Annotated in this window: 19 protein-coding genes, 1 tRNA gene and 1 pseudogene; 4 read left to right on the forward strand and 17 right to left on the reverse strand. The window is 67.8% G+C overall.

The features are described 5' to 3' along the window. Positions 1–123: 123 nt before the first annotated feature. Both Msi02_RS16585 and Msi02_RS16590 read right to left on the reverse strand, forming a co-directional pair. Positions 124–615 carry a YajQ family cyclic di-GMP-binding protein gene (locus tag Msi02_RS16585; protein WP_204049187.1) on the reverse strand — a complete coding sequence of 164 codons (492 nt, stop codon included), beginning with the start codon at positions 613–615 and terminating at the stop codon, positions 124–126. 54 nt (positions 616–669) lie between these two features. Further along, positions 670–1149, reverse strand: coding sequence for a GNAT family N-acetyltransferase (locus Msi02_RS16590; RefSeq protein WP_239108456.1), 480 nt, complete (start codon positions 1147–1149; stop codon positions 670–672). A 147-nt stretch (positions 1150–1296) separates the two neighbouring features. Here Msi02_RS16590 and Msi02_RS16595 point away from each other — a divergent pair. Further along, positions 1297–1381: transfer RNA gene (locus Msi02_RS16595), tRNA-Tyr, on the forward strand. Between the two features lie 574 nt (positions 1382–1955). Here Msi02_RS16595 and Msi02_RS43285 read toward each other — a convergent pair. From Msi02_RS43285 to Msi02_RS16640, 9 genes and pseudogenes are all read right to left on the reverse strand, one after another. Next, positions 1956–2273, reverse strand: a complete 318-nt coding sequence (locus tag Msi02_RS43285) for a site-specific integrase (protein WP_239108457.1) — start codon at positions 2271–2273, stop codon at positions 1956–1958. A gap of 307 nt (positions 2274–2580) precedes the next feature. Further along, entirely contained in the window at positions 2581–2880 is a 300-nt protein-coding gene (locus Msi02_RS16605) for a hypothetical protein (protein ID WP_204049188.1), read from the reverse strand. An 85-nt stretch (positions 2881–2965) separates the two neighbouring features. Further along, positions 2966–3511, reverse strand: a complete 546-nt coding sequence (locus Msi02_RS16610; protein WP_204049189.1) for a hypothetical protein — start codon at positions 3509–3511, stop codon at positions 2966–2968. Positions 3512–3726: 215 nt separating this feature from the next. Next, on the reverse strand, positions 3727–4047 hold the full coding sequence (locus tag Msi02_RS16615; RefSeq protein ID WP_204049190.1) for a hypothetical protein: 321 nt from the start codon (positions 4045–4047) through the stop codon (positions 3727–3729). Between the two features lie 1068 nt (positions 4048–5115). Further along, positions 5116–6060: an acyltransferase domain-containing protein gene (locus tag Msi02_RS16620; protein ID WP_204049191.1), complete on the reverse strand. Its 945-nt coding sequence runs from the start codon at positions 6058–6060 to the stop codon at positions 5116–5118. A 10-nt stretch (positions 6061–6070) separates the two neighbouring features. After that, positions 6071–6190: pseudogene (locus tag Msi02_RS16625) on the reverse strand (transposase); the annotation flags it as partial. Between the two features lie 18 nt (positions 6191–6208). Beyond that, the gene (locus Msi02_RS16630; protein WP_239108458.1) at positions 6209–7069 is read right to left on the reverse strand and encodes a class I SAM-dependent methyltransferase; all 861 of its coding nucleotides are present in this window, start codon (positions 7067–7069) and stop codon (positions 6209–6211) included. Positions 7070–7146: 77 nt separating this feature from the next. Beyond that, positions 7147–8436, reverse strand: a complete 1290-nt coding sequence (locus Msi02_RS16635) for an MFS transporter (RefSeq protein WP_204049193.1) — start codon at positions 8434–8436, stop codon at positions 7147–7149. Positions 8437–8722: 286 nt separating this feature from the next. Further along, positions 8723–9871 carry an FAD-dependent oxidoreductase gene (locus tag Msi02_RS16640; protein ID WP_204049194.1) on the reverse strand — a complete coding sequence of 383 codons (1149 nt, stop codon included), beginning with the start codon at positions 9869–9871 and terminating at the stop codon, positions 8723–8725. 171 nt (positions 9872–10042) lie between these two features. Between Msi02_RS16640 and Msi02_RS16645 the strand changes: the two genes are divergently transcribed. Beyond that, positions 10043–10630 carry a TetR/AcrR family transcriptional regulator gene (locus Msi02_RS16645; RefSeq protein ID WP_204049195.1) on the forward strand — a complete coding sequence of 196 codons (588 nt, stop codon included), beginning with the start codon at positions 10043–10045 and terminating at the stop codon, positions 10628–10630. A gap of 204 nt (positions 10631–10834) precedes the next feature. Further along, complete coding sequence (locus tag Msi02_RS16650; protein ID WP_204049196.1) at positions 10835–12298, forward strand: serine hydrolase domain-containing protein; 1464 nt, start codon at positions 10835–10837, stop codon at positions 12296–12298. A 4-nt stretch (positions 12299–12302) separates the two neighbouring features. On the opposite strand, the gene Msi02_RS16655 is transcribed toward Msi02_RS16650, so the two are convergent. From Msi02_RS16655 to Msi02_RS16665, 3 genes are read right to left on the reverse strand one after another with little or no spacing between them, the layout of a single operon-like run. Then, complete coding sequence (locus tag Msi02_RS16655) at positions 12303–13526, reverse strand: erythromycin esterase family protein (RefSeq protein WP_204049197.1); 1224 nt, start codon at positions 13524–13526, stop codon at positions 12303–12305. Positions 13527–13569: 43 nt separating this feature from the next. Continuing rightward, positions 13570–14094: a GNAT family N-acetyltransferase gene (locus tag Msi02_RS16660; RefSeq protein WP_239108459.1), complete on the reverse strand. Its 525-nt coding sequence runs from the start codon at positions 14092–14094 to the stop codon at positions 13570–13572. Positions 14095–14112: 18 nt separating this feature from the next. Further along, positions 14113–14478: an ArsR/SmtB family transcription factor gene (locus Msi02_RS16665; protein WP_204049198.1), complete on the reverse strand. Its 366-nt coding sequence runs from the start codon at positions 14476–14478 to the stop codon at positions 14113–14115. Between the two features lie 82 nt (positions 14479–14560). Between Msi02_RS16665 and Msi02_RS16670 the strand changes: the two genes are divergently transcribed. Further along, positions 14561–15019, forward strand: a complete 459-nt coding sequence (locus Msi02_RS16670) for an ArsI/CadI family heavy metal resistance metalloenzyme (protein ID WP_079313813.1) — start codon at positions 14561–14563, stop codon at positions 15017–15019. On the opposite strand, the gene Msi02_RS16675 is transcribed toward Msi02_RS16670, so the two are convergent. From Msi02_RS16675 to Msi02_RS16685, 3 genes are read right to left on the reverse strand one after another with little or no spacing between them, the layout of a single operon-like run. Then, positions 15000–17273, reverse strand: a complete 2274-nt coding sequence (locus tag Msi02_RS16675; RefSeq protein WP_204049199.1) for a hypothetical protein — start codon at positions 17271–17273, stop codon at positions 15000–15002. The genes Msi02_RS16670 and Msi02_RS16675 overlap by 20 nt on opposite strands. Beyond that, positions 17270–18256 carry a DEAD/DEAH box helicase family protein gene (locus Msi02_RS16680; RefSeq protein ID WP_079313856.1) on the reverse strand — a complete coding sequence of 329 codons (987 nt, stop codon included), beginning with the start codon at positions 18254–18256 and terminating at the stop codon, positions 17270–17272. The genes Msi02_RS16675 and Msi02_RS16680 overlap by 4 nt, the downstream gene beginning before the upstream one ends. Positions 18257–18264: 8 nt before the next feature. Then, positions 18265–19689, reverse strand: a complete 1425-nt coding sequence (locus tag Msi02_RS16685; RefSeq protein WP_204049200.1) for a hypothetical protein — start codon at positions 19687–19689, stop codon at positions 18265–18267. Between the last annotated feature and the right edge of the window lie 43 nt (positions 19690–19732).

Below are 19732 nucleotides of genomic sequence, written 5' to 3' on the forward strand. Positions count from 1 at the left end.
CAATCATATCCTGATCGTTGCTTCGGGCAACCAAATGGTCATGGTCCGGGGTTCGCCGGAAATGACGAAGGCCCTGAACCCGCAGGTCAGGGCCTTGTACTGGTAGTGCGGATGTGACGCGAGTCACCGATAGTTGACGAACTGAAGGGCGATGTCGAGGTCCTTGCCCTTGAGCAGGGAGATCACCTCCTGGAGGTCGTCCTTCTTCTTGGAGCTGACCCGGAGCTCTTCGCCCTGGATCTGCGCCTTCACGCCCTTCGGGCCCTCGTCCCGGATGAGCTTGGAGATCTTCTTGGCGTTCTCCTGGTCGATGCCCTCCTTGAGGGACACCACCAGGCGGTACTCCTTGCCGGACAGCTTCGGCTCGCCCGCGTCCAGGATCTTGAGGGACAGGTTGCGCTTGACGATCTTCTCCTTGAAGACGTCGAGAACCGCGTTGGCCCGCTCCTCGCTGTTCGCCTTGATCTCGATGTCCTTCTGCCCCGACCAGGAGATGCTCGCGCCCGTACCCTTGAAGTCGAAGCGGTGCCCGACCTCCTTGACCGTCTGGTTCAGGGCGTTGTCGACCTCCTGCCGGTCGATCTTGCTCACCACGTCGAAACTGCTGTCGGCCATCGGTGTCCGTGTCCTCTCTCCGTTACCCTTCGAGATTAGTGGGCCCCGATGTGATCAGAGGTCTTTCCTCATCACGACGCGGGGCGCCACCTCTATGCCGAGGGCCCGCTCGTGCTCGACCAGCGCGGTGAGCTCCGGCCCCCACTCGTGGGGTGGTACGACGCGGAAGCCGCGCCGGGCGTACCAGGGGGCGTTCCACGGCACGTCCCGGAACGTCGTCAGCGTCACCGCCGCAGTACCGGCCTCTGCGGCCGCTCTGGAGACGGCCTCGAGGAGCCGGGTCCCGATCCCTCGGTTGCCGTGATCGGGATGTACGGCGATCTGCTCGAGGTGGGTGAGTCCGTCGACCACCCCGAGCAGAGCGAACCCCATGGGCGGCCGGCCTGCCACGATGACACGCCTGGGATCGTCGCACTCCTCGATGACCGTGGTGCCCGGCGGGAAGACGATGCCCAGCGGCACGAACATCCCGTCCGCCGCCCTCTCGATCTCCGCCAGGGCCGCGAGATCCGCCCGCTCCGCCTGTCTGATCACCGTCCCACTATGGCCGGTGGGCTGTCATGCCTGCTCCCGTATTTCCGGGGCCCTGCGGTGGGTGAGGGGGCCGAGCCGGAACCCATGTCACGTGCACCCGGGAAGTCCGCTATTCTTCTACCTGTCGCCGCAGCGAGCGGAAGACAAGGCAGGTTGCCCGAGTGGCCAAAGGGAGCGGTCTGTAAAACCGTCGGCTCAGCCTACCCAGGTTCGAACCCTGGACCTGCCACCAGCAGGAAAAGAGCCCCTGACCAGCAGCGATGCGGGTCCGGGGCTCTTTTCGCGTGTCCGATGGTGTCCGGCCGTCAACGGCTCCCTACGGGTGATCGTGCCGAATACGTGCCGAAGTTTTCAGGGCTTCGTGGCGTCCAAGATCCGGCGCATTGCTTCGGTCTCCTGCCCGTGGATGCACTTGGCGTAGACCCGTAGGAGCACGTCCACGCTGTGCCCTGCCCACTCGGCAACCTGGGGCGCCGGACTCCCGCGTTGAGCCACGTGGACACGGCGGCGTGCCGCAGGGCGTATGGCACGTCCATGAGGGCGACGCGGCTTCTTCGGCTGAGAATGCCTTCTCACGAGCGTCATGGAAGACCTTGAGGTAGGCGCGATCGGTCATGATCCCGCCTCGGGGTTCCACGAAGACGCGCCCATCGGGGCCAGCGCCGTACGCCTTCAGGTGCGCCCGTAGCAGCGTGACCAACTCCGGATGGATCGGCACCGATCTAGTCTCGCCTTCCGCTCGATGCTTGAGGGCGCGACGTTCCCTGGGCTGGCCGCTGTTGGTCCAGCGGCTTCCGGCGCGGGGCTCAGCGTTGGTCAGGCGCATCTATCTCTCCCCAGCCATCGTCAGGGAGGCTCACGAGATGTTCCCGGCGCAGGTCGACGGCCTCTTCCGGGCGTAGGGCGGCGTAGTACATGCAGCCGAAGAAGGCTTCCATTCGCTCTCCCCGCTTGCTGTCCTTACGTACCGCCATGAGGAACCGGCGAGCCTGTTCGATGTTGATCACGGTGCGAGGGTCCACGGTGGAAAGCGTCCGGGGCTTGGTCCACTTCACAGCCTTGAGCGGGTTGCCTGGCAGGGCTCCGATCTCCCGCGCGTATTCCATGGCGTTGTTGAGGACCATTCGCTTCCGGTTCGCAGTGTTCGCCGCGGCGAGCTTCCCGTCTTTTCGTCCGGCTGATCCGATCCAGCACCGCGCGGGCCAGAGTGGCGCCCTTCCCCGGTTCGGTGAATGCGGCCAGAGCGATTGTGTGCTGATCCAACCAGCGCAAAGCGGCGAGAGTTCTGCCGGCGTGCTCGTGACGGCTCGCTTCTCTGGCCCCAACCAGATCATCAAGGTAGGAGATATTCCGGCTTCTGTCCTGCCCGCTCCCGCATCGCGGTTGAGGGCTGGGCGTTGACAGTGTCACGCGGGTGAACTCGGCTACGTGCTATTCATCACCATAGGCGTCTTCATCGTCCCCGTACATAAAGCGGTGTGCGAGATCCTCTTCAAACTGGACGATATGTTGCTGTGGCAGGTTAGCCGCTCGTATCTCATCTGAACCAGTCAGGGTCAGTTCGCAGACCGGGCATTTCAAGAAAGTCGACACATAAACTGCGTCGCTATAAAGAATTTTCCCTTCGAGGCGCTCGGTGCTTCTGCGGACTTCGTCTGATTTTATCCAGATCTTGTTCTTGCAGGCTGGGCATTCGGCGAAAAAAATCGGCTTAACTTCGCCATTGCCCATCCCATACCAAGCATAGGGCAGGGGCCCCGAGGGAGGATCTGGCAATTTTCCCTCTCGGGCTGCCCGTTCATCACCCGCATCGCAACTAGCAGGTCTCGTGCGGCTTAATGCGTGTGTTGACCTCCTTTATTACTGCCTGATCCGCCTTATCCACCAGAGTGCGGCCCCAGCCGATGATCTCGTCGCCGACGATGTCCTTGGCCTCGACCCCCAGGTGAGCGCAGATGATGTCTACCACGCGAGTGAAGCTGGGTAGCCATCCTGCTGCGTCAATGTCGAGGGCGGCCATACCGGAGTGGAGCTCGGCATTCCGTAAGTTGATCAAGGCGATAGCTGGAGCTTTTAAGTCGGACTCCGCTGTAGGTGGAAGTAGTTGAGTCAACCTCTCGATGGCGGTAGAGATCGGAATGGTCTTAGCCTTGGCGTTCTCCTGTCCTCGCACGGCATCGACCATGAAAATCGGATCAGCATTAAGGGCTGGGCTAGTCTCTGCTAGCCCAGCTCGAATTAGCAATTCCACACCCAGCAGGAGCCAGGTCGCCATCACGTCACACTCGGAGTCGGAGCTGGCCTGTGCAGCACGCTTGAAATATCGCGAAGCCTTGCCGATCAAGCTGTCGTAGTCCCACATCAGGGCTCCCGCATGTATTCGCCTCAGGATACGTATCGCAGCCCCATCTACGGCGGGACGACGATGCAGCAAATGGCTGCAGCGGAGGGCCTGCGTGTCCGGAAAACTGCGGATGCGCCATGCCGACCTCCACTACCATCACCATATGGCCACTGATCCCGGCTGAAGCGCGGGGACTGGCAGTGTGAGTGAGCTGCATGCGGGAGGTGTGCTCGCTATTTACCTATCAGCCAGGATGTCCCCTTGCAGATCCGCGGGCCATAGGTATAGGTCTTTCCGGTCTCGCTCGTCGCGATCAGGATCGCGTCTGGCTCCGGATTGGTGCAGGCGCTGTCCGCGAAGCCGTAGGAATATCCTTCCCCGGGATCAAGGGCCTGGAGAGTCCTGGTGCCCCATTTCCATTTCACCGTGACGGTTTCCTGACTGTAGTTGATGATGTAAAACATCGCCTCGGCGCGAGGTTGACAGGCGCTCGATGCCAGAGCGCCGGCGATGACCAGCCCCATGGCCAGCGCCCGAACTCTGGAAGTCGCCACGGCTGCAGCCGTATCTCGCGTAATCATTCGGCAGCTCCGCATCCGCCCGATCTCCAACTCTCCAAGAGTACGCCGGAAATGCCATGTTGATCAGCGAATGGGACGGTGGATACACCGAGGGCGGCCCTGTTCTCACGGTAATCGCAGTGAGCCCCGCCGTAGCGGTGGGGTGGGCTGTCCCTCTCCTATGGCGGCACGGCACCGCTGATTGGTGGGACAGGGGGCGTCCCAACGCGGGCTGAGCGATCACGTGTCTCTATCAAGGGCTCTGAGAAGCCCGTAGACGGCCATTCACGCCATAGCGGTCAAGACACGGCCCCATCATTGATCTCGTCACGGACGCGCTACCCTCATGATCATGCCGGATGCGTGCCGAATTTTGAGTGTCGAGATAAGTTGCCGCAGGTAGAAGCGATTAGGCGGCGGGTCTGTAAAACCGTCGGCTCAGCCTACCCAGGTTCGAACCCTGGACCTGCCACCAGCAGGAAAGTGGCCCCTGATCAGCAGAGATGCCGGTCGGGGGCTTCTTCGTTTCATGATCCGCGAGTATTTTTGGTTCCCCGTGATCGCCCCTGGCGCAGGGCACGCCTGGGGCACGCGATCGATAGGTTCTCCTGCGCGGACGCGCACGTCTCGCCAGCCTGATCACCTTGCAACCGAGGTCCCCTCTGGAGGCATTTGCTCGACTGTGGCGCAGCGTTGGCGCATACTGCGCTCGGTCCCTTTTCTTGAGGGGTGGTCAATGTTCGGGCTCGGGCTGGCAGAGCTGTTCTTACTCGTGTTTGAGGTGGCCGTACTGTTTGCGGTCGTCTATTTCGCGGTGCGGCTCGCGCTGCGGCACGACCGGAAGAGGAACGGCGGTCAGTAGGCCGTCACCTGGGCGGCGATGCGGCGCTGTGGGCGGTGGGTGCTTTGGATACGGCGCGGCGGCGCGCGAAGCGCCGCCCTTGATCTTCAAGAGCGTGATTCGGGCAGAGTGCCGCTCAGCGGCGGGCGGAAGGCGATCAGCCCGGCCCGACACGCCCAGCAGGCGGCGGGAAATCCGTGAGACAGAACCTAAGGCTGTGGCTAGATCGGGAAGCGGCCGCGGCGCCAGTGCCAGTGGCGGCCGGCCTTCAGGTGGTCGACGATCGCGCGCTGGAGCACGGTGCGGCTCGGCAGCTGGTCGAGTGGCGTGGTCAGGGTGCGGAACACGAACCGAAGCACCTCGACGTCGGCGTCTATCCCTTCCGGCTCCTCGTAGGGCTCCAGCTCGAACCTTCGCTGGAACCGGACGATGTTGGAGTCCCCGGGCAGATACTCCAGCAGTTGCGGGTCGAGCAGCCACGAGCCGCAGGAGAACGCCGTGTAGCGCTCGTCGGGAAAGTGGCGCGGGAAGAACGCGCGGGCCTCGTCGAGCGACGCCGTGACCGCCTCCGGGGTCATCGGCCCCGACTCGGGGATGTGCAGGCCGATGGCGGTGTCACCGCGCTGGTACTGCAGCCGGCCCAGCTCGTAGACGCCGCCCCGCGCGTGCAGCGTCAGCCAGCTCTGCATGACCGGCCAGCCCTCGCGGTGCATCCGCCGGTCGATCGCGAGGTTGCGGCCCAGGTCCGCGAGGGTCACCCACGACACGGCGTCGGCGATGCCGTGGTCGCGGTGGTATCCCCTGACGACGTCGATCAAGGCCAGGTACGCATACACGTAGAGATGCCGCCAGGCGGGGCCCCGTTCGCGCGGCAGCTCCGGACCGGGCGACAGCCAGCCATGGCCCCCGAGATCGGCGCGGACCAGGGCGATCGAGCGGTCGAGCAGCCAGCGCAGCTCCGGAGTCCACAGTGGAGAGTCGGGGTCGGGCCAGCCCGCCATGATCTCGGCAGCGTCGTCCGGTCGCACCGCGAGCCGGGCGAGGATCGCGGGCGCGTCGGCCTTGGCAGGCAGCGGAGCCGACGGCCGGTCGCCGGCGAGCCGGTGCACGCGGTCGACGTCCTCGACGGGTACCCCGAGCCGGGCGGCGGTATCGTCAAGATCCACGCGGACGACCCTACCGGTCCGTGGGCGTCTTCCACAGCCCGTACCGCTCGGGCAAATCCCGCCACGGCGCCCCGGTCTTTTTCACCCGACAGGTCGCATTGATCATCTGCTGATGATCAATCGGCGACGGGCCATTGCGGCGTTGCCGTCACCGCTCCCCATGCGGCTTGCGCCAAATCATGATCTCGGTCGCCGGAAGATGCTCCGCGAAGCGGTTGTCGGGTGACGCTTGTCGCAGCACCGCGCGCAGGTCCCGCTCGAAGTCCTCCAGCCTGTCGCCGAAGAGGTGAGGGGCGGAGTCGGATCGGGAGAACACCCACGCCACGATGTCGTCTGCGGTGCGATCGGCCGCCGCTCCGGCCGCCACCACATGTCGTTCGAAGTTCTCGAACCCCGCCCGTGCCAGGACGAGGTCCTCACGATCCGGGGTGCCGTTGACGAGCGTCCCCTGTCCCGCGCGGCGTACCGGCCCCAAATACCGGCGTACCAGGTCGCTGATTTCCGCGTACGGGGGAGCCGGCAGCGGCAGTGGCGCCGGTTCGGCGGGTGGATTCTTGAGGTCGCTCATGTGGACGAACGCGCCTCCCGGCTCCAGCATCTCCAGCACGGTCGCAGCGACGCGATCCCGATCGGTCCAGTGGAAGGACTGGGCGAACACCATGACCCGGAACGTGCCCAGACCGGCCGGCAGGTCCTCGGCGCGGGCGGCCACCCAGCGCGCGTTGGTCACGCCACGACGCTTGGCCTGTCGCTCGGCCTCGGCCAGCATGTCCTCATCCGGGTCGATGCCGACCGCTTCGCTGAAGAACCGCGCCAGAGTGAGAATCACGGTGCCCGGCCCGCAGCCGACGTCGAGAAGCCGGCCCCGGCCATCCAGACCGAGCGTCGCAGCCAGCGTTTCGGCGAATCCCGGCGCGTACGGCAGCCGGCCGCGTTCGTAGTAGGCCGCGCACCCCTGAAACAGCGTGCTGTCCCACTGCCATCCGTCAGGCACGCCAATCCCCTCCATGAGTCGGCGACGTCGTCGCCCCAGTAGCCGAAGATACGAGCAGCGACCGGATAAGGCGCTCTGCGCCGCACCAGCGGTCAACACCTCCGCCGAGTATCCGGTTCAGCTCCTACGGCTCCGGCCAGGGTTGAGCCGATGGGACGGCGAGCCTTCCTCATTCCCACGAGCGCGGCGAGGAGGGACGGTAGCGCGCCGGCCGCGAAGGCCGCGGCCAGGGTGAATCGTCCCAGGAGCAGTCCCATGGAAGCCGAGCCCACGGCGTTTCCGGTATTGAACGCCGTATTGACCCAGGCACCTGCCTGTGTCTTCGAGCCGGGAGCCGCGGCCTTGTCCGCCAGCATGTAGGCCGTGGTGAGGACCGGAGCGACGAACAGCCCCGCGACCCCGACCAGCAGGGACAGCGCGACCATGTTCGATACGAACCCCGCGGCGGCCAGCGACACGGCCAACGCCGTCGCCAACAGGGGCAGCCGACGTTCCGGGCTCAGTCGCGAGGAGACCGCACCATAGGCCAGGCCGCCGGCAGCGCTTCCGGCGGCCAGCGCGGCCTCGACCCAGGCGACCGCCGCGAGCTGCGCGTGTTGCGCGGCGAAAGCCACAACGAGGAGGTTCAGCGCGCCCAGCGCCGTGCCTACGCCGCCGGCGACCAGGATGGGCTGGCGTAGGCCCGCGTTGGCCGCGAGCAGACTCCGCCAGCCGTTGGTGCGTTTCTCCGACGACGGCCGACAGACGGCCCCGGTGGTCCGGGCGGTTTCGCGAGCGGCCGAACGTACGGCGGGCGAAAACGCCAGTGCCAGCGAGCCGACGGCCACCAGTCCGGCGCTCACCGCGACCCCCAGGGAGGGATGGGCCAGTCCCGTCAGCAAGCCCGCGATCAGGGGGCCGGTCACGTAGAGGAGTTCTTCGGCGACGGTGTCGAGGGAGTAGGCGCGTTGCAGGAGCGGGCCGTCGGGGAGCAGGTCACTCCACAGGCTGCGCATGATGGGGCCGAGTGGCGGGGTGAACGCGCCGGTGATGCCGGCGAGCAGCCACGACAGGGCACCGGACGCCCCCGGTCGCCAGGTGAGGGCTGCGACCAGGCAAAGAAGCAGGGCGTACGCGACCGCCATCGGAGGAAGGGCGCGGCGGATCCCGTGCCTGTCGATCAGGTGGGCCCGTATCGGTGACAGCAACGAACTGACGAGCCCGAACACGGCGATGGCGCCGCCGGCCATGGTGTAGGAGCCGGTGGCCCGAGTGAAGGCCAGGACCAGCGAGAGAAAGACGGTTCCGTAGGACAGGCGTCCGACCAGCGCTGCGGTGAAGGTGCGGCCGGCGAGAGGGGTGCGAAGAACGGCGTAGTAGGACGCCGCGGATCGAGACGACATGGGAGACCTCGAAAAGGCAGCGTCAGGCCGGTGTACGGCGGTGAGCGCTGCGGACCTAAGGGGACCTCTTCCGCGTCAAGCCCATGACGAACGGGCGACGCGGGGGCCGCTCTTTAGGCACGAGGGTGGAACATGGGCGCGATGCTAACACAGCCCGTGCAGCCTCTTGAGGCATCGCAGGTGACCCACATGCCCTCGTCAAGCATGTCGCAACGGGTCGTTGAAGAGAACGCACCCACGCGGAAGAACCACTCCGGCTCGCCCCGCGTGGGCTCCGCGCCTCGCGTCAGGACTGCGCGCGACCCGGCGGCTCGGTCTCGTCGGGGTCGGGCACGGCCAGCAGGAACTCGGCGCCGTGTTCGAGCATCTGGGCCATTTCGGCCGAGCGCGGGAGCATCGATTTCTCGTAGCTGTGTACGGCGTCGTCGATGGTGGAGGAGTTGACGAGCGCGAGCGCGAGCTCAGCGGCGTCGAGCATGGCCAGGTTGACGCCGACGCCCAACGGCGGCATGAGGTGTGCGGCATCTCCGAGGAGCGTCACGCTGGGCGAGTGCTCCCATGTGTGCGGAACCGGCAGGGCGAAGAGTGGACGATCGACGTAGGGGCCGTCGTTGTCGCTGATCAGCCGGAGCAGCCGTGGCGACCAAGCCGCGTACTCGCGGAGGAGATGTGCGCGGATGCCCTCGGTGTCCTCGGGGCGAAGCCCGTTCGCCGCGATCCAGTCCAGGGGAACGCGCTGCATGATGTAGACCCGCATGTGGCCGCCGCTGTTCCGCTGTGCGAAGAGGCCGCGCTCCCCGTCGGCGACGTGGGCGCTGCCCCGCCCTACCAGTTCGGAAAGCTCGGGGTGCGCGTTGTCCATGTCGTCGAACCATGCCTCCAGGAAGCTGACCCCGACGTAGCCCGGTGTCGCGGGCGACACGGCGGTGCGGACGCGGGAGAAGGCGCCGTCCGCACCGATCACGAGGTCCGCCTCGACGGCCGTCCCGTCGGTGAACGTCAACGTTCGCGGCCCGTCGGCCGGTCCGCTCACTGATTCGAGGGTGCGTCCCCACTGAACGGTCCCCGGGGCGAGTGAGCGCAGCAGGAGATCGCGAAGCTGTCCGCGGTCGATCTCGGGGCTGACCGTTTCGCCCTCGGCCGGCAGGTGGTGGGCGAGAACGCGTCCCGCTGAGTCCATGCTGCGCATTTCCTGCCCCTCGAACCTGGCGAGCGCGAAGAACTCCTCCAGCAGGCCGGCTTCACGGAGTGCGAGCTGGCCGTCTTCCTCGTGCAGGTCGAGCGAGCCTCCCTGGTTGCGGGAGTCCGCATCCGGATCCCGGTCGTACACCGTCACCGGAATGCCGTGCCGCTGCAGGATGCGTGCGCAGGTGAGTCCTCCCGGGCCGGCGCCGATGATGCTGATCCGCGCGTTCGCGGGTGTCGGAGAGTTCACGGTGGATTCCCTTCGTGGGAGGGGTTCCCGGTGGCGCCTCGGCGCGGCGACGACCGGTGCCGCGCCCCCGTGGGACGGCAACCCCTGTGGGGACCACCAAAGCAGAAACGAGTACAAAAGTGCAACCGTTACAGTTTCTGTCTGAGTTCAGCTATGGAGTACAGTGATGCCATGCCCGACTCTCCGACCGTTGGCCGTCGCGAGCGCAAGAAGGCCGCGACGAGGCAGGCCATCGCCGACGCCGCCCTGGAGCTCTTCCTGGAGCACGGCTTCGAGCAAGTGAGCGTCCGCGACGTCGCAGAAAGAGCCGATGTGTCGACGACGACCCTCTTCGCGCACTTCCCGAGCAAGGAGGCACTGGTCTTCGACCGTGAGGAGGAAGTCGAGGCGGCGCTGACCGCCGCCGTGCGCGAACGGTCCGAGGACCAGGGCGTGATCGAGGCGCTCCGCGCCCACGCGCTGGAGTCCTGGGTGCGGATCTGGTCGGATCCTCGTCGGCGCGAGTTCCACGCGCTGGTGGACCGTACGCCCGCGCTGCGCGAGTATGCGGAGCGCATGTGGATGCGGCATGCGGCCGCTCTCGGCGCCGTGATCGCGGAGGAACTCGGGCGGGAGGCGGGTGATCTCGAATGTTCGGCTCTCGCGCGCTTCGTCCTGGAAATCCCGACTCTGGCCCAGGGCCGGCATGATCCGCGCGCGGCTGTGGAGACGCTGTTCGATCTGCTGATCCACGGCTGGCGGTCACAGCGCGATTCGTAACCGGCGCATTGAGGTTTTCCCTCGGCAGCGCCAACCGCGTCGATCGGCGGTTTGTGGTGCCGGTGAACGGAAAACAGCCCTCCGGAAGAATGGTCCGCCGGGCATTCTCGAGTTCCATCAATTCGGGAAATGTCTGAATTCGGGACAGTGGTACGTTTCGTGGGGGAGAAAATGCCTAAGTGTCCTAATGTTGTCGGGATCCTTATGCTGGGCACCGCGCTGTCCGGTGGGGCCGTACCCTTGGGCAATCCCGCCTCCGCCGCGTCCGCCGAAGGTGCCGTCGTCACCGGCCTCGACGTCGATATCCCGTCCGCGCGCGATCATTCCGGAGCGCATGGGAGCCATCACTCCAGGCAACGTGACAAGCAGCGGCAGTCGGAGCGCGAGCGGCAGCGCCAACGGCAGAATCTGCTCCGCGACGTCACGCTCGCCCTCACGCCGATGCAGAAGGGCGAGACGGATTCGCGGGCTCTGCCGTACAACTGGCAGAAAACGGACGCGACCGCGAACTCCTTCATCGATCGGAACAGCCTGTCGGATATCACGAACCGGCCCGCGCAGAAATCGGACTCACTGGCCGCCGGCGACACGAGCGATTCCACGCAGAAATCGGACCCGCCGGGCACGTCATCGACGCCGCAGGACGATTCCACCAGTGCGGAGATGCTGGCGTACCTGCGGGATCTGGCCGCGAAGAAGCAGTTCACCGGCTCGGCGCTGGTCGTACGGCGTGGGCGGGTGCTGGCGCGTTTCGCCGCCGGCGAGGCCAACGAGGAGAAGCACATCCCCAACCGGCCGGACACGGTCTACCGGGTCATGTCGATCACCAAGCAGTTCACCTCGATGCTCGTGCTGAAACTGCGCGACCGCGGGCTGCTCAAGTTGGACGACCCGATCTGCCCGTATCTCGTCCCGGCTTACATCAAGGCCTGCCCGGCAGCGTGGCGGCCCATCACGATCCGCGAGACCCTCACGCACACCTCCGGCATCCCCAACATCGAGAAGCTGCCCAGCTACCTTGCCAATGTCACGAAACCGACCACGCCCCGGAAACTGATCCAGCAGTTCGTGAACCTGCCACTGGACTTCACGCCCGGCACCAGCTGGAAGTACACCAACTCCGGCTACGTCCTGGCCGGTGCGATCATCCAGGCGGTGACGCACAAGCCGTACGGGACCGTGCTGCGCGACGAGATCACCGGCCCACTGGACCTCGAGCACACCGGTTACAGCAGGAGATACCCGCCCAACGGGTTCGCGAAGGGCTACTTCACGCTCGGGTCACCGGCCCCGCTCCTCAACGGCTCCGAGCTGTTCTCCGCGACCGGCCTCTACTCCACCGTCGACGACATCGCCCGCTGGGACCGGGCGTTCGGCTCGTACACGGTCGCGCCACCCGCCACCGTCAAGCAGGCGTTCACGCCACAGGCGCCGTGCCCCTCCACCGGCTGCCTCAACCTGCCGTCGAGCGCGTACGCCTTCGGCTGGCTCGTCGACCGGCTCCAGGGGCACCGACTCCGGTATCACCCGGGTCTTTTCATGGGCTACACGGCGAGCAACATGTACCTGCCCGACGACGACATCCAGGTCGTCGTGCTCAGCAACGTGCAGGACACCGACACCGCCGGCATCGCCCGCCACCTCGCCACCCTCGCTCTCGACCGTTGAGTGTCTACAGAGGGGTGGAGGCGGTGGTCTCGGGCACGAAGGCGATGCCGTCGAAGTGCTCGGAGAGCACCGTGGGCATGTAGCTGAGTTTGTAGGTGAACCGCCTCGCCACCGCCCCATAGCCACGCATGTGGAGGGGCTCGCCGAGCCACCGCGCCGCGGCCTCAGGCCGTGGTCCGCTCCGCAGGTCGATCACATGATCACCCGGATGAGCGGTGGCCAGGCGGGCCTCCACGATCGTCGGTCTCCGGACGAGCGGGACGCGGAAGGCGACCGGGGGCGTGGCCGGGTCCACCTTTCCGAAGCGTGGCCGGCGGGCCCGGAACCGGCCCGCTCCGAAGAGCACGCCGAGTGCGTAGTACGCCTCGCCATACCGTTGCCTGAGGTGCAGCCCCATCGTGGGCACCGACCCGCCGCTGTGGCTGCCCGCCATGACGTGGCCGTTGTGCGCCCAGAGGGCGACCTTGGCGTCCGGGTCGGCCAGGAGCAGGTCCACGTTGTCGGCGAGATAGCGGTCGCGGGCGACGCTCACGGTCTGTGCGGGGTCCGGGTGCCGCAGCGGCCGGCTCGCGAGGTCGGCGCTCTGGCACACGATCCGTGCATGCGCCGGCGCCTCATCCGGAACGGAGACGCCGGCCAGGAAGTCCTCCACGCGGCGGGCGTCGGCTTCGATCCGTCGGTCGAGCGGGGGGCCGACGCCCAGGCGCTTTGCGGCGAGGGGAGCGAGGGGGTCGAGCAGGCCCGGCGCGTCATCACCGAGGTAGGCGCGCAGGGCGTCCAGCGATGCCGCCGGATGCTGCGGGTCGATGCCCGCGAACCGTACCTTCCGCGATGCGGTGCGGTTGTGGTCGCGCAGCCACTCGACGACCGCCAGCATCTCCACCGTGTGCAACGTCCAGAAGCCCAGCCCGGCGAGCGCCTCGACCGGATCGCCGGAGCCGCCCTGCACGTAATCGTCCACGGCTCGGGACGCCGAGGCGCTGGCCTCCACAGCGAGCGTCGTGAAGCCCAGTTCCTCGACCAGGAACTCCAGCAACCGGTGCCTGATCAGGAAGAACTCCCGGGTGCCGTGCGTGGCCTCGCCGAGCCCCACCACCCGCACGCCGTCCAGTGCGACGCGGAACGACGCCAGGTCGGCGGTTCCGGCGCCCGGTTTCAGGCCGTTCAGCGGTATCGCTCGCGTCTTGAGCCACTTCGCCACCTCGTCGTCGTTCATCGTGCCGGGCACGGTGCTCCTCACGGTCGGCTGGAAACGGTCGGCGGGAAGGCGGTCAGAGGCCCGTGACGGTGCTGCGGCGTTCGAGGAGGACGACGTCGCGCCAGCGGTCGTGGTGGCGGCCGACGTGGTGGCGGGTGCCGACGACGCGGAAGCCGGCCTTCTCGTGGAGGCGCAGGCTGGCGGTGTTCTCGGGGAAGACGCCCGACTGGATGGTCCAGATGCCTTCGGCCTCGGTGGACTGGATCAGGGCGTTCAACAGCGCCAGCCCCGCTCCGCGGCCACCGTGGTCGGGGTGGACGTACACGGAATGCTCGACCACTCCGACGTACACACACCGATCGGAGACCGCACTGACCGCGATCCAGCCGACGACCTGCCCGCTCGCGGCGTCGACGGCGACGTGCCGGTGGAGCGGCAGCTTCGCGGCGTCGAACGCCTGCCAGGTCGGTGCCGTGGTCTCGAAACTGGCGTTTCCGCCGTCGAGACCGGCCTGGTAGATCGCGAGGACCTGCGCGGCGTCGGTCTCTCGCATCGGGCGGATGAGGATTGCTCCCACCTTGTCGACATGCTCGGACACGTGCTCCTCCAATCAGCGTCACGCTGTTTCGGCGAAGGCCGTCGATGCGGGCGTGAGCAGAGTCGACATGCGGGCCAGTACGGCGGGGTTGATCCAGTAGTAGACCCAGGTGCCCCGGCGCTCGGACTCGATGAGCCCGGCCTGCCTGAGCACCTTCAGGTGATGGCTGATCGTCGGCGGGGTGAGGTCGAAGGCGGTCGTCAGGTCGCACACGCACGCCTCACCGCCCTCGTGGCAGGCGATCAGCGACAGCAGGCGCAGCCGTACGGGGTCGGCGATCGCCTTGAACAGCGGAGCGAGTTCGGCGGCCTCGCTCTCGGACAGCGGTTCGCAGGCCAGCGGGGCGCAACAGACATCGACGATCGGCAGCTCTTGCTTCGACACGACTCTAATTTGACATCTATCTATGCAAGCTCGCAAACTGCGGGCATCCTGATTAGAAGTTCATCTAACCAAGGGGAAGCGCATGTCCCGTGTCCAACTCGCTCTGCGTGTCGCCGACCTGGAAGGCTCGATCGCGTTCTACTCCAAGCTGTTCGGTGTCGAGCCCGCCAAGCGCAGGCCGGGGTACGCCAACTTCGCCATCGCGGAGCCGCCGCTCAAGCTGGTCCTCCTGGAGGGCGAGCCGGGGGAACCGACCCGGATGGACCACCTCGGTGTCGAGGTCGAGGACGACGCCCAGGTCACGGCGGCGACCGAACGCCTGAAGGAGGCCGGTCTGGCGACCTTCGAGGAGAACGACACCACCTGCTGCTACGCACTCCAGGACAAGGTGTGGGTGCACGGCCCCGGCGGCGAGCCCTGGGAGGTGTACGTGGTCAAGGCCGACAGTCCCACGGCCGGCGCCCTCAGCGTCGACATCCTCCCCAAGGAGGCCGGCTCCGCCTGCTGTGCCACCGAGACGGTCACCGGCGGTGCCGGCTGAGCGTTCCGCCGAGCCGGGCGGGCCGCCACATCAGCAGCACCACCGCCACGAAGGCGAGGGCGACCACCACGAAGAAGAGGGCGTACGGGAAGGAAGTGGTTCCTTCCGGCTCTTCCACGGACGTCGGTTCCGTCACCGGGGCGATCTGATCGACGAGGGCCTTCGCGGCCTGCTTGGGGTCGCCCTGGGGCGCGTGCCTGAGATCCGCGGCGCCGGTGACCTGGAGCAGGTCCTGCCGCATCGGTTCGTCCGCCGCGCGGTTGACGAGCACGACCAGTCTGCGCTGCGGAAGCGGCAGGTCCCGTGGAGCGGGGCGCTGGTAGCCCTCGAAGGCGCTCACACTCTCGGGCACGATCGCGGCGCGGGCGGATTTCCCGGCCAGCCGACGCGAGATCTCCTGGGCCGGCACGGTGGTCAGCCGGAGACCACGATCGGTCAGCGCGCGTAGCTGCTCCCCGCCGATCGTGTTGCGGATGAGGATGTCGCCGCCCTCGCCGGGGTGGTCGAGGAACCTTTCCGGTTTGATGTCGTCCCTGACGAGCAGGACGTCGGGACTCGTCACCCCAAGGTCCGCCAGCTCACTGAGGCCCCACGTCTGCAGGTCCCCCCGCACGTCCCTGCCGGAGTACTGACCGCCGCTGACCGACCCGAGGACGTCGAGGTCGTACGCGATGGTCACGGCCGGCACGCCGGCGGGCGGCGTGACGGTCGCCGGGTCGATCGTCTCGATGGCCGGGGCGTAGCCGTCGCGGCGGAGCCTCTCGGCGAAGGCCTCGGCGGCGTACCGCTGGTCCGCGGGCGCCTGGACGATCACGGTCGGCGGCGAAGGGGAGAGGTCCGTCGGAGGGGGTTCGCCGGCGTCGCCCAGAGTCAGGAAGACGGCCACGACGGCCACCGCGACGAGCGCGGCCGTGCCCGTGAGGATCACCGCCAGGCGCACCCGCCGGTCCAGGACCCGCCAGGTCCGCCGGCGCTCGACGGCAGGCGTGCCCATGAGGGAGGCGAGCCTCCGCCGGACGGTCTCCGGCGTGCTCGGCGAGCAGATGAGGGCGTCGGCGACGTCCTGGCTGGACTGCCTCCACATCTCCTCGGGCGGAAAGGCCGCGTCCACGAGCCGTGCGTAGAGGTGGTCCGCGTCACCACGGGGATCGATCACACTGCGGAAGCAGTTGCGCTGGAGCAGGGCCCTTTGGAGGTGTTGCCGTTTGGTGGGGTCCGTCGTGCCCGAGCGAGCCAGATCCTCGACCGCGGCGCGGACGTCGGGGGCGTACGTGAGCGCATCGGCCAGCCCTTCGGTGTAGGCGTTTCCCACGCCGTTCCGGTACGCCACGGTGGTATCCGTGGAGCTCACGGGCAGGGTGGGAGGAGGGGCGGGCGGGGAGTGATCGGGCTCGGGTTCCGGCTCGGGTTCCAGTGCCGTGGAACCGGACTGTTCGACCAGTTGGAGCACCTTGGGCCGGTCCTTCTCGATCGACAGCGGCTCGGCCTGGCGGGCGAGCCTGGCGATCATCTCCGTCGCCGGGACGTCCGACCGTGTGTAGAACTGGTAGCAGAGTTTCGACGGCGTCTGCTCGTGGACGCTCTCGGCCCCGCGTCCCCAGACCACCGTCTGCGCGCCCTCGGGGGCGTACCGCGCGAACGACAGCTTGATGTTGTGCTCGCTGGTGCTGCTGGTCCAGGTGGCGGCGGTGAACCTGGTCCGCGTCCCGTACGGCAGCAGCGCCGCGACGGTGTCGGCGAATCGCAGCCGATCGATCATGGGGACGGTGTCGGCGCCGATCACGCACACGGGCCGGCCGTTCAGCAGCAGCGCCGCGGCGGAGAGCGTGTCCGGGCCGGGTGCCATGGCCTCCGGGTCGTACGGCGGCACGGCCACGGTCAGCGGAGGCCGCGGCTCCAGCGGCAACGCGGCGAAGGCGGTGTAGAGCGCCGTGTACGACACCGGCTGATCGACGAGCTGCTCGTACGGCACGTAGAACCATCGGGTGTAGGCGATCTTGCGGTTGGCGAAGTCGCGGTGACCCGACCACTCGCGGATCGCCAGGACCAGGTAGTAGGAGATCTCGCCGTTCTCGCTGATCCTCGCGGTCCCGATCGTGACCTGCGGCAGGTCGCCGGCGGTGCTCGCGGCGTAGCGGTGTCTGAGCTTGTCGAACACCTCGCGATCGAGCCGCCCGTCGCTCCACTCCAGCAGGCCGTATTCGTCGTAGCTGCCGGGGCGCTTGCCTTCCAGCGCCCACTCGAAACCGATCACCGGGGACCGCCGCCGGCGAGCCGCCGTCCGAGCCACAGCATGGGCTCGACGACGTTGATGGGATGGACCTGCCCCCGGATCCGCAGCTCCTTGCCCGCCTCGGGCAGCAGGTTCTGGTAGTCGTTCCGGTCGAACGTCTTGGTGTGCGGCCGTACGTAGAAGCCGATCGACGAGGTGACGAAGAACTCGACGCGGGTGCGGTGGAAGAACTGGTCGAGGGCGTTGACGACCATGTCCGCGTTGCCGCTCGCGGACACCTCGCACAGCGCCCGGAACAGGTCGCGGGCGTCCTCGCTGCTCACCCGGGGAAATCCGTACTCGTCGTCGGGGGAGGAATCGAGCAGGTGCAGCTTCTCCGCGGTCTCCAGCACCCGCGGGTCGTCGAACTTGGTGATGCAGACCGCGACGTGATGGGGGAGCATCCCGTCGCGCAGTTCCCCGATCTCGAGCATCTTCTCGGCGAGGCGGGTGAGCGGCGGGTGCAGGTGGTCGAAGGCGTCGCCGAGCTCGAACTCCCGGATGGGATCGAACAGGAAGACCAGGCCCCGGCTCTTCACCAGGTTGTCCATCAGGCGTTGGCGCAGGTCGTCGACGACCCGGGAGCCGTTCCCCGTATGCACGGGGCCCGCGCTGAACAGACCGCCCGGCGCGTCGACCATGCTGATGCCGATCTTCAGCGGCGGGGCGGGCCGGGCTCTGCGCAGCCACCGGCGCTCCTGCCGCTCGGCCGGCCCGACCAGGGTCCAGCGGTAGTGCTCCAGGCTCTGGCTCGCCTCCGGGAAGATCTTCCCGCTCGACAGCGCGTTCGTCCTCTCGATGAGGTAGTCGGACGAGGCGGCGTCGGAGCCGATGATCTTCCAGTCGTCCTTCCGCCGCATCAGCGCGATGTTGAGGGCGGCCAGCAGCGTGGTCTTGCCGCTGCCGGGGGCGCCCCACATGGCGATGTCGTGGGCCGGTGGTCCCGACGCCGGGTCGGACTGCATGTCTGGTCTCACTCCGTCTCGTCGAGGAGGGGGAACGGGATGGGGAGGGTGGCGGGCGCGGCCAGCCCCAGGTCGGCGGCCAGCCCCCGGACGTCGAGGGCGTCCAGATGCGCGAGCGCGTTCGCGCCGAGGCGACGCCAGGCAGGGTGCGCGGAGGCGTCCTGGCGGTCGCAGATCGCGGCGAGCACGGTGTCCGGCCGGCTCTGGACGCGGTCCACCAGCGACCGCCAGTCGTGCGGGCGCGGGCAGGGCAGGATCAGCGACCGGTTCGTACGCGCCGGGTGCGGCGGGCGGTCGCCGACCGTGAGCAGGACCGTGCGCACCTGATCCGACGTCGGGAGCCGCCGGGCCACCGCGTCCAGCATGTCCTCCAGCTGGGCGGCGTGCGGATAGTAGGGGTAGCCCTCGGTGATCGCGCCGCGGTCCTCCAGCCGCTCCAGGGCGGCCAGCGCGCGCTCGGGCGCGACCTGCCACGCGGCGACCTCCACCGGGTGCTCTCCTCCGGCACGGACGTCGTAGGAGTGCGCGCCGTACGCCACGAGGGAGACCCGCAGGAGGCCCGCGAGCTCGGCGGACAGATGACTGACCATCTGACGCACGCGGCTCAGGCGCTCCTCCACCTTCGCGTCCGGCCCGCACACCTCCACGGCGCAGATCAGGTGCGCAGGTCCGGCCTGGGGCGGCAGCTGTGACGGCGCCGCCGCCACGAGGTCGCTCCAGCCGCGCGGGTCCCGGGTCAGCTCGGGCACGCCGGTGAAGCGCACCTTCCCCGGTCGCACCAGCTCGGCGGTCAGCAGGTAACGCCCGGGGGTGATCCTGGCGCTGTGCACCGACAGCAGCCTGGGCTCCCGGCCCTGCCAGGTGACCACGGCGAACGCGGTGCCGTACTCGTCGCCGGGTTCGCAGCGGACGGCCACCTCGGCCCGGGTCCCGGGGAGGGTGCCGATCGGAAACAGCTGCTTGCTCCCCAGCCGCAGCCGCCCGCTCGCGTGGTCGGCGCGTAACACGACCAGGTCGTACGACCGTGACAGCGGGTCGGTGGCCAGGACGTCCTCGACGATCGCGATGACCGGCCCGTTGGAGGGGAAGACGGTGGCGGGCCGCGCCTCGCTCAGCCAGCCGAGCGCCCGGTTGGCCTCCGCGCCGTCGGGAAACGAGCAGACGAGGACGACCTCGTCGGCGGAGAGCGGGTCGGCGGCCCGGAGCACGGCCTGCCGGGAGGACTCGTGCTCCCACCCCTGCTCCGAGGTCAGGTCGCCCCAGGACGACGACCAGTAGTGGCAGCGCGGCCTGCCGTTGTCGTCCCGGTGGATCCGGAAGACGGTCATGCCGTCGGCGGCGACCTCCACGATCGTGAGGCGGCCGGTGGCGGTGAGCCCCGCAACGGCTCGGGCGACGGCCTTGCGAAGCAGAGCCTTGTCGGGCTCTGACACGGATCCTCCGTTGCTTGTCCTATTCGTGGCCCCCGTCCCCCTT

This window comes from Microbispora siamensis (assembly GCF_016863095.1).
GTDB lineage: Bacteria > Actinomycetota > Actinomycetes > Streptosporangiales > Streptosporangiaceae > Microbispora > Microbispora siamensis.